Below are 8,984 nucleotides of genomic sequence, written 5' to 3'. Positions count from 1 at the left end.
ACATAGGGGCTCTCAAAACGGCGCGTCCGGCAGGCCCGGAGCCGGCGTCGCCGCCGGCTGGGTGGTTCCAGCCTTGACGCGTTTGGATGTGAGAGTGGTTTTTTCAGCTACTGGCGCGGCCGCCTCCTCGTTGCCCGGCGCAAGCGCATCTTCCGCATCTGCGACCTGCGACGCCTGGCGCACGCTGGCCTTGTCACCGGCGCCGGCGAATTTGCTGTACTTGCCCAGAGTGGTCACCAGCTGGCCATAAATGCGCGGGTTGCCAGCCACGCATTCACCGTGGTCCATGAAGTCGGCTTCGCCGGTGAAATTGCCGATCAGGCCGCCGGCCTCGGTCACCAGCAGCGAGCCGGCTGCCACGTCCCAGGGTTTGAGGTTGGCTTCGAAAAAGCCGTCGCTGTAACCGGCCGCCACGTAGGCCAGGTCCAGCGCGGCTGCGCCGGGTCGGCGCACGCCGGCCGTCTGGCTCATGACTTCGCCGAGCATGTTGAGGTAGGTCTTGAGCTTGTCACCAGGCCGGTAGGGAAAGCCGGTCGAGATCAGGCATTCCTGAAGTCTGGTGCGCTTGGCCACGCGAATGCGGCGGTCGTTCTGGTAGGCACCGCGCCCCTTGGTGGCGCAGAAGATGTCATTGCGGGTTGGGTCGTAGACCACCGCCTGCTCGATCTTGCCTTTGACGCTAAGGGCAATGCTGACGCAGTAGACGGGAAAACCGTGGATGAAGTTGGTGGTGCCGTCCAGCGGGTCGATGATCCACACGAATTCAGAGTCTTTGGCGCCGTGTTCGCTGCCCGATTCCTCAGCCAGGATGCCGTGGCCCGGGTAGGCAGTCAGCAGGGTTTCAATGATGGCGGCTTCGGCGGCCTGGTCGATTTCGGTGACGAAGTCGTTGGTTTGCTTGACCGAGACCCGGACTGATTCCACGTCTAGGGCGGCACGGTTGATGATGGCGCCGGCGGCGCGCGCAGCCTTGATGGCCACGTTGAGCATGGGGTGGAGATTGCTGGACATATGGGGCTGAGAAAGAGCAGGAGGGCTGCGGCCCGGTAACCGGGGGCAGGCGACAATAAGCCCATTTTACCGGCTCGCACCGGCTTCCCGGCGCTTTATCCATGAAAACGCGTTTTGTCCTGATCAACACCAGCCATGCCGGCAACGTCGGTGCCACCGCGCGTGCGATGAAAGTCATGGGTTTCGACGACCTGGTGCTGGTGGCACCACGTTGGGCCAATGTGCTCAGGCGCGAGGAAACCATACAGCGCGCCAGCGGTGCGCTGGACGTGCTGAACAAGGCCCGCATCGTCGCGACGCTCGATGAAGCGCTGCACGGCATGACCCACCTGTGCGCCACCGCCATGACCCCGCGCGACTTCGGCCCGCCTACGCGCACACCGCGCGAGCACTTTGCTGGGCTGCTGGGTGCCCCGGACTTGCTATCAAAAAGAGAGCTTCTTACGCCCACCAGTCAAGGGCTGGAGGCTGATTTAGCTCCAAATCCGGAGGGCGTGGCGTTTTTGTTCGGTTCCGAGCGTTTTGGCATGCAAAACGAAGACGTCTACCGCTGTCATGTGGCGCTGAGCATCCCGACCGACCCGAACTTCGGTTCGCTGAACCTGGCGGCGGCGGTGCAGTTGATCGCCTACGACTGGCGCCAGGCGCTGGGCGGGTTTTCGGTGCAAGCGGCATCGCCAGAAACGCAATTGGCGGATGCGGCTGCGGTGGCCGGCATGCTGAGCCATTGGGAGCGGGCACTGGCGCATATCGGGTTTCTGGACCCGGCATCGCCCAAGAAGCTCATGCCACGCCTGAACCAGCTGTTTAACCGCGCGCATTTGACTCCGGAGGAGATCCACATCTTGCGGGGCGTGGCCAAGGCCATGAGTCAAAAAAGCTCCGCCAGCGGCGGCCAAGCGGTCACGCCAGCAGAGACCAGCGTCAAGCCATAAACTCGCAGCATGTTTTCCCGACTCCGCTCCGATATCCAGTGCATTCTCGACCGCGACCCTGCCGCGCGCAGCGCCTGGGAGGTCCTTACCTGCTACCCCGGTCTGCACGCCATCTTGCTGCACCGGCTGGCGCATGCCTGCTGGAGCGGCGGGCTGAAGTGGCTGGGGCGCTTCATCTCGCACATCGCGCGCTGGTTGACGGGGATCGAGATCCATCCCGGCGCCATCATTGGCGAGCGCGTGTTTTTCGACCATGCCATGGGCGTGGTCATCGGCGAGACGGCTGAGATCGGCGACGGCTGCACGATTTATCAGGGCGTCACGCTGGGCGGCACCTCGCTCTACAAGGGCACCAAACGCCATCCGACGCTGGGAAAAAACGTGGTGGTCAGCGCCGGTGCCAAGGTGCTGGGCGGCTTCGAGGTCGGCGACGGCGCCAAGATCGGCAGCAACGCGGTGGTGATCAAGCCGGTCCCGGCGGGCGCGACGGCGGTCGGCATTCCGGCGCGCATCATCCCCTCCAGGAGCGGCGAAAGCGCCGACGTGACCACGGCGCAGAACAAGTTTTCAGCCTACGGCATCACGCTGGAAGATGACCCGGTGTCGCAGGCCATGAAAGGCCTGATCGACAACGCCTCATCGCAGGAACACCAGATCGCGCTGCTCTGGCAAGCCATCGAAAAGCTGTCCGACAGCGGCCGCCCGCACCGCGATTGCGTGCCTGACGACGCGGCGCGGCAGGAGACGTTTGAGGCCGAGAAGCTCAACCAGCTGATGGGTAAATAGCGGATTTTCCGGTTGAGCCCTCCCGTGGCTTTCCCGATGCGCTGTCCAGTCAGCACTTGCAAAAGTTGAATACCCGTCCACTGGCAGACGGATTCAACCAGCGAAGCCAAACTGCGGATCGAACGAAAAATAAAAACACGCCCCGGCGCCCTCGGCCGACTCCCCGCGGATGGTGCCGCCGTGCCGCTCCAGGATGCGGTGCACGGTGGCCAGTCCGATGCCGCTGCCCTCGAACTCGTTTTCATGGTGCAGCCGGTGAAAGGGCTTGAACAGACTGCCGGCGTAAGCCATGTCGAAGCCGGCACCGTTGTCGCGCACAAACAGCATCTTGCGCCCGCCCTCGCGGCCGGGCAGCGCGCCGAAGTCGATGGTCGCGTCCGCCTTGTCTCGGGAATACTTCCAGGCATTGCCGAGCAGGTTTTCCAGAATGATGCGCGCAAACTTGCTGTCACAGAGCGTACTGACCCCGCCCTGAATGGACACCTGAACCCGGCGCTGGGGATCGCGCTGGCGCAGTTGCGCCACCACCTGCTCGGCCATGGCGCTGAGATCCACCTGCTCCAGCACCAGTTTGCCCTTGCTGGCGCGGGCCAGCGCGAGCAGGTCGTTGATCAGTTCATGCATGCGCACGACATTCATGCGCACCCGGTCGAACAGGCGCTCTTCCTCCTCGCTGAGCCGGCCCTTGAGCCGGCGCGCCAGCAGCACGCTGAAGCCCTCGATGCTGCGCAGCGGCGACTGCAGGTCGTGCGACACCGAGTAACCGAAGGATTCCAGCTCGGCATTGGTCGCGCGGAGCTGGTCGGTGCGTTCGTTCACGCGTTGTTCCAGCGTTTCATTGAGGCGCAAGATTTCGCGATCACGGCGCAGGCGCACCAGTTCGGCCGAGATGCGGCTGCCAAAAATCTGAGCCAGCGCGTCCCGGTCTGATGACGCGGCTTGGGGCTTGCGCCAGCAGGCGTTGACGATGCCAATAGGACTGCCGTCCTGGTCACGCAGCGCCACGCCGAGGTAAGCGTGGAAGCCGCCGTCAATCAGGATCTGGTCTTGCGGAAACAGCTCCTGCAAACCCTCACCATAGACGCACATATCGCTCGCGCTGACGACCGAGTCGCAAGGCGTGCCGGTCAGTGAATAGGTGATGTTGGGCTGCAGCACACCGTCCTGGACCATCGCCAGCGAGCTGACGCTGTGGTTGGCCGTTGTTTCGCCCACAATCACCAGATCGGCGGCGATGGCCTTGCCCAAGTGCTGCACCACCGAGCGGAAGAAGGCGTCGCCGGTTTCCGCCGACAGACCCTTGGCCATGTCGATCAACTGGGCTTCTCGCCGCTTCTGGTCACTGATGCTGACGGCTGAGCTGAGTACGCACGGCTCACCGCCTATTTCCACGATCACGGCCCACATGCGGCAATCAATCAAGCTGCCGTTCTTGTGGCGCATCTGCGTCTCCATGCTTTCCACCCGGCCATGCGTACGCAGTGAGTCAAGAAATTTCTGACGCTCCGCTTCATCACGCCAGACGCTTACTTCCACCGATGTGCGGCCCAGCAGTTCGGCTGCGGTATACCCGTTGAGCCGTTCTTCAATCGCATTGACGGCAATATAAGTGCCGTCAGAAACGCGGGTGATGGCCATGTCGATGGGGCTGGAGTCAAAGGCTTTCGAAAACAGCTCGGCCGACTGCCGTGCGGCCTGACGTGCCTCGGTTTCTACCGTCACGTCGGTGATGGTGGACACCACGATACGCCCTTGGCCCATGCCTTCGATTTCTGTCGAGAGCAGCACATGCAGGCGCCTGCCGTCCTTGGCCTGGGCTTGCAGCGGCAGGTTGATGGCGCGGCCGGCCGCAGCCATGTGGCGCTGGAAAGCCTTGCGTTCCTCGGTATCGCGCCAGAGCAGTCTGTCGGTGCCGCCGATGAACTCCTCGCGGCTGTAGCCGTACATACGCTCGAAGGCCGGGTTGACGTCGAGCACGGTCATGTCTTCAAGGGCCTGCACGATGATGGCAGCCGGGCTGCTGCGGAAGATGCGGCTGAACCGGTCCTCGCTGATGCGCAGGCGGTCTTCGGCCGCCTCGCGGCGCCTGAGTTCAGCGTGCTGCTCGCGCAGTGCCCGCAGTACCACCTGACGGCTGGTGTACACACTCACCGCGATACCGATGAGCAGCAGAACGTTTACGGCCCAGAAGCGTAGATTGACCTTGAAGTCCGGGGTGGCGAGCAGACCCGACACCTCCGCCCAGCACAACAGCCCGAGCGCCAGCGCACTGACGGTGACCGCGACCACCAGCTCCCTTTTCCCCTGCGTCATTCCCGCTGCAATCACCGCTCCCACAAAGCCGAGCAGCAGGGCACTGCGCGGCGACCCGTAGGCCAGCATGCCGGCCGATGACAGGCCAATGAGCGAAAACACCAGCACGTGGCTGGTCCACTGGTAATGACCCCGTTGCAACAGCAGATAGCCCAGTCCTGTCAGCACAAGCGCGACACCTGCCAGCAAGAGTTGCACCGGATTGCTTTGCTGGGCCAGCGACAGCAGCATGACCACCGGCAGGCCAACCAGCAGCATCAGCAGCAGCGAACGCAGGCCACGCGAGTAGCGCTTTTCTATAAGCTCTGCGGCCAGCTGCCGGGTGGATTCGGGTGGGGAGGTGTCGGACATGGTGGGCTAACTAATGCTAAAGCACTGCATGCTGCCTGCCGTACTATTTTTATCCTGCGGCGGTTCAGCCCTGGACGACGGGGCGCGCCGTATCGCTGCACCAGTCGCTCCAGCTGCCGGCGTACAAGCCACTGCGACCCAGCCCGGCGATTTCCATGCCGATCAGGTTGGGAATGGCGCTGACACCGCTGCCGCAGTGGTGCACCACACTTGCCGGATCGCGGCCGCCCAGCAGGGCCTCGAATTCGGTCCGCAGTTCGACGGGGGACTTGAACTTGCCATCGGCGCCGATGTTCTGGCTGAATGGCCGGTTCAAGGCGCCCGGGATGTGGCCGGCCACCGGGTCCAGCGGTTCGACCTCCCCGCGAAAACGCGCGGGGGCGCGGGCGTCGATCAGGGTTTGCGCCGGGCGCCCGAGCTGATCGGCCACCTGGCCGGCGTCCACCAGGGCGGCGCATTCAGGGCCAAGCTCGAAGTTCGACTGGAAGTGAGAGGCTTCCTCGCCGCTGGCCGTCTGGCCGCCTGCAGCCTCCCAGGCCTGCAGCCCACCGTCAAGAATGGCCACGCCTTCGTGGCCGGCCCACTTGAGCATCCACCACAAGCGCCCGCAGTAGTTCGCACCGTTGCGGTCATACACCACGGCCTGCATGTTGTTGGCAAAGCCCACGCTGGACAGCCAGGTGGCGAATTTTTCGCGGTTGGGCAAGGGGTGGCGTCCGCCCGACGCCGGGTGGTCGGCGCCGCCGGCGGTGAGCGCGCCGTGGGCGCCCGGCACGCCGTGTCTGGCGCTGAGGTCGGTGTCGAGGTCGGCATACAGCGAACCCGGGATGTGGGCCTGCAGGTAGTGCTCTCTGCCAGCATGCGGCTGCATCAACTCGAAGCTGCAGTCAAAGATTCTCAGGGGCTGCACGCCGGCCATCAGGGCCCGCAACTCTTGGGCGGAAATCAGGGTGGTGTACATGGAATACTTTCAGAAATGTCCCGTGATGTGCCGGGTCGCCAAGCGAAACCCCAAGTATGCCGTGTCGCAACGTCGAGCCGCAAAGGTTTTGCACCGCGCTTTAGGTCGGGGCCAAGGTCCGGCGGGCCGGGCGGCTCAGTGTTCTTCGGCCGGAGCGCCCGGCGCGGCGCGGGCGCGCAGTACGGTGGCCGCGATGCCGCTGGCCATGATCAGCGCCATGCCGGCCCAGCCGATCAGCGGCAGCCGCTCGCCGAACAGCAGCAGGCTGTAGATGGCGCCAAAAACAATCCCGGAGTACTGCAGGTTGGCCACCACCAGCGTGGCGCTGCGGGTTCTGGCCAGGCTGTACGCACGTGTCATGCAAAGTTGCCCCAGCGAGGCCAGCACGCCCAGCGGAATCAACCAGAGTGCCGGCTTCCAGTGCCATTCAGATACCCCGGTGACAGTGATGGCCAGCCCGCCGGCCACAGCCGAGCCGACCGCGAAATAAAACACCGTGCGAGTCTCGGGCTCGCCAATTCGCGCCAGCGCCATCACCTGCATGTAGGCAAAAGCGGCCAGCAGGCCGGACATCAGACCGACCAGACCGGCGAAGGCCTGGTTCTGTTCGATGGTGGGCCGCAGCATCATGATGACGCCGATAAAACCGGCAATCACTGTCAGCACGAGAGGGCCTTGGTTGAATGTTGCCCCCACGCTTGTCGCTTCGCGTACCGCGCTGCCCCCCGAGGGGGCGCTGCGCCTGCGGCCCGGCACAGCCGGTTCCGCGGCCCCGTCTTGGGAAGAGGGAGTTGCCGTGTTTGTCGCGTCGGTGCTGCGCGCCGGCAGCAGGCCCATTAGCAACGCGCCGCCGACCAGGAAGGCGGCAATCCAGACGCTGCTCATGTAGTTCAGTGTCATGGCTGTGGCCAATGGCAGCTGGGCAATCGCGTAAAACCAGGCGCCCAGCGAGATCACGCCGACCAGGCTGCGCCACATGTGCATGCCAGGATAACGCGTGGCCAGCGGTATGCCGCGCGAGCGGGCCAGTAGCCACATGAACAAGATGCCCAGCAGGCCGCGATAAAAAACCAGCTCGGCGCTGTTGAAATGCTCGGACGCAAACTTCACGCAGACCGCCATGGTCGCAAAGAAAAAGGCGGCCGCCAACATCCAGAGGGCTTGCATGGGTTCGAATCTTTACAGGTAAAAAGTGCCGCCAGCCCTTGTGGGGCGGGCGAATACAGCTATCAAATCAGGAGTATTGGGTGGCTGGAGCGAGCGGACTCACAGCATCTGTGTGGTCTTGCTGGCACCCATTTCGCGCCGATACCACTCGTGGAAATGCTGCATGCCGTCCTCCATCGGGCTCTGGTAGGGGCCGAACTCGTTGTCGCCGCGCTGCATCAGGGCCTTGCGGCCGGCGTCCATGCTGAGCGCTATTTCGTCATCCTCGACGCAGGTTTCCATGTAGGCGGCCTGCTGGGCTTCGACAAACTCGCGCTCAAAGGCACATATTTCTTCGGGGTAATAAAACTCCACCACATTGAGCGTCTTGTCCGGCCCCTGCGGGTGCAGGGTGCTGACCACCAGCGCGTGCGGGTACCACTCGACCATCACGTTAGGGTAGTAAGTCAGCCAGATCGCGCCGTATTTCGGCGGCACGCCACCGCGGTACTGCAGCACCACGTCGTGCCATTTCTTGTAGACATCGGTGCCGGGCTTGCCGAGCTTGTCGGACACGCCCACGGTTTGCACCGAGTAGTTGGGCGTCAGTTCCCAGCGCAGGTCGTCGGTGGTGACAAACCCGCCCAGGCCCGGGTGGTAGGGGCCGACGTGGTAGTCCTCAAGGTAAACCTCGATGAAGGTCTTCCAGTTGTAGTTGCACTCGTGCAGGCGGATGTTGTCGAGCTGGTAGCCGGTGAAACCAAGGTCCGCCATGTGGCCCAGCGGCGCCATTTCGGCGGTGATGTCGCGGCCGTTGTTTTCGAACACCAGGCCGTTCCAGACGCTGGTCTGGTAGCGGTTCAGATTAAGGCAGGGGTCGACCTGGAAGTGCGGCGCGCCGATCAGCTCACCGTTGGTGTTGTAGGTCCAGCGGTGCAACGGGCAGACGATGTTGCTGCCGGTATTGCCGCGACCCTGCAGCATGGTGGATTGGCGGTGCCGGCAGACGTTGGAAATCAGCTCCACGCCGGTAGCATTGCGTACCAGGGCGCGGCCACCCAGTTCCTGCGGCAGCGCGTAGTAGTCGCCCAGGTTCGGGACCGCCAGCTCATGCCCCACATACCGCGGGCCGCGCGCGAACAGCTTTTGCTGCTCACGCTGGTACAGGCCGGCATCAAAATAGCTGGAGACAGGGAGCTGGCTGGTGGCCTGCAGCAAGCGGAGGCTGAGATCTGACATGCATGTGCCCGAACAGGCGAGGGGGTAGATGTGAAGAGGCTGACAGTCGCCACCAGGGCGCAGCTGCGAGGACGGAAAAACCTGGTGCAATTGTACCGTGGGCCCTTGTACGTGCTGCCCGGAAGTGGTCCGCGACGCACCCCGGAAAAAGGGGGAGGGTGCAGGGTGCGGTGGCGCCGGGCTGGCCGGACCGGCGCAACCGCCTAAAATCAGCGTTTCCCGCAAATAACCATGGCCAAAAC

At 63.8% G+C, this 8,984-nt stretch carries 7 protein-coding genes; 2 read left to right on the top strand and 5 right to left on the bottom strand.

The window, feature by feature from the left end:
* Positions 1 to 12: 12 nt before the first annotated feature.
* A complete protein-coding gene (locus H0W47_RS17700; protein ID WP_296926788.1) occupies positions 13 to 1,011 on the bottom strand; it encodes an inositol monophosphatase family protein in 999 nt (332 codons plus the stop codon).
* A gap of 101 nt (positions 1,012 to 1,112) precedes the next feature.
* Between H0W47_RS17700 and H0W47_RS17695 the strand changes: the two genes are divergently transcribed.
* Positions 1,113 to 1,946, top strand: coding sequence for an RNA methyltransferase (locus tag H0W47_RS17695; protein WP_296926787.1), 834 nt, complete (start codon positions 1,113 to 1,115; stop codon positions 1,944 to 1,946).
* A 9-nt stretch (positions 1,947 to 1,955) separates the two neighbouring features.
* A complete protein-coding gene (gene cysE / locus H0W47_RS17690) occupies positions 1,956 to 2,732 on the top strand; it encodes a serine O-acetyltransferase (RefSeq protein WP_296926784.1) in 777 nt (258 codons plus the stop codon).
* A gap of 93 nt (positions 2,733 to 2,825) precedes the next feature.
* On the opposite strand, the gene H0W47_RS17685 is transcribed toward cysE, so the two are convergent.
* The 4 genes from H0W47_RS17685 to H0W47_RS17670 form a co-directional block, all read right to left on the bottom strand.
* On the bottom strand, positions 2,826 to 5,396 hold the full coding sequence (locus H0W47_RS17685) for a PAS domain-containing sensor histidine kinase (protein WP_296926782.1): 2,571 nt from the start codon (positions 5,394 to 5,396) through the stop codon (positions 2,826 to 2,828).
* Positions 5,397 to 5,460: 64 nt separating this feature from the next.
* A complete protein-coding gene (locus H0W47_RS17680) occupies positions 5,461 to 6,357 on the bottom strand; it encodes a sulfurtransferase (protein ID WP_296926780.1) in 897 nt (298 codons plus the stop codon).
* Between the two features lie 135 nt (positions 6,358 to 6,492).
* Positions 6,493 to 7,524: an EamA family transporter gene (locus H0W47_RS17675; protein WP_296926778.1), complete on the bottom strand. Its 1,032-nt coding sequence runs from the start codon at positions 7,522 to 7,524 to the stop codon at positions 6,493 to 6,495.
* Positions 7,525 to 7,623: 99 nt separating this feature from the next.
* Positions 7,624 to 8,742, bottom strand: a complete 1,119-nt coding sequence (locus H0W47_RS17670; protein ID WP_296926775.1) for an aromatic ring-hydroxylating dioxygenase subunit alpha — start codon at positions 8,740 to 8,742, stop codon at positions 7,624 to 7,626.
* Positions 8,743 to 8,984 lie beyond the last annotated feature (242 nt).

This window comes from Polaromonas sp. (genome assembly GCF_013817205.1).
In the GTDB taxonomy this organism is placed as follows: Bacteria; Pseudomonadota; Gammaproteobacteria; order Burkholderiales; family Burkholderiaceae_C; genus Polaromonas.
Note: the sequence above shows the minus strand (reverse complement) of the source record. Positions and strands in the feature narration are given on the sequence as shown.

Bases quoted from the DNA above. Each gene is read 5' to 3' on its own strand.
- H0W47_RS17700 (WP_296926788.1), bottom strand. From the start codon at position 1,011: ATGTCCAGCAATCTCCACCCCATGCTCAACGTGGCCATCAAGGCTGCG.
- H0W47_RS17695 (WP_296926787.1), top strand. From the start codon at position 1,113: ATGAAAACGCGTTTTGTCCTGATCAACACCAGCCATGCCGGCAACGTC.
- cysE (WP_296926784.1), top strand. From the start codon at position 1,956: ATGTTTTCCCGACTCCGCTCCGATATCCAGTGCATTCTCGACCGCGAC.
- H0W47_RS17685 (WP_296926782.1), bottom strand. From the start codon at position 5,396: ATGTCCGACACCTCCCCACCCGAATCCACCCGGCAGCTGGCCGCAGAG.
- H0W47_RS17680 (WP_296926780.1), bottom strand. From the start codon at position 6,357: ATGTACACCACCCTGATTTCCGCCCAAGAGTTGCGGGCCCTGATGGCC.
- H0W47_RS17675 (WP_296926778.1), bottom strand. From the start codon at position 7,524: ATGCAAGCCCTCTGGATGTTGGCGGCCGCCTTTTTCTTTGCGACCATG.
- H0W47_RS17670 (WP_296926775.1), bottom strand. From the start codon at position 8,742: ATGTCAGATCTCAGCCTCCGCTTGCTGCAGGCCACCAGCCAGCTCCCT.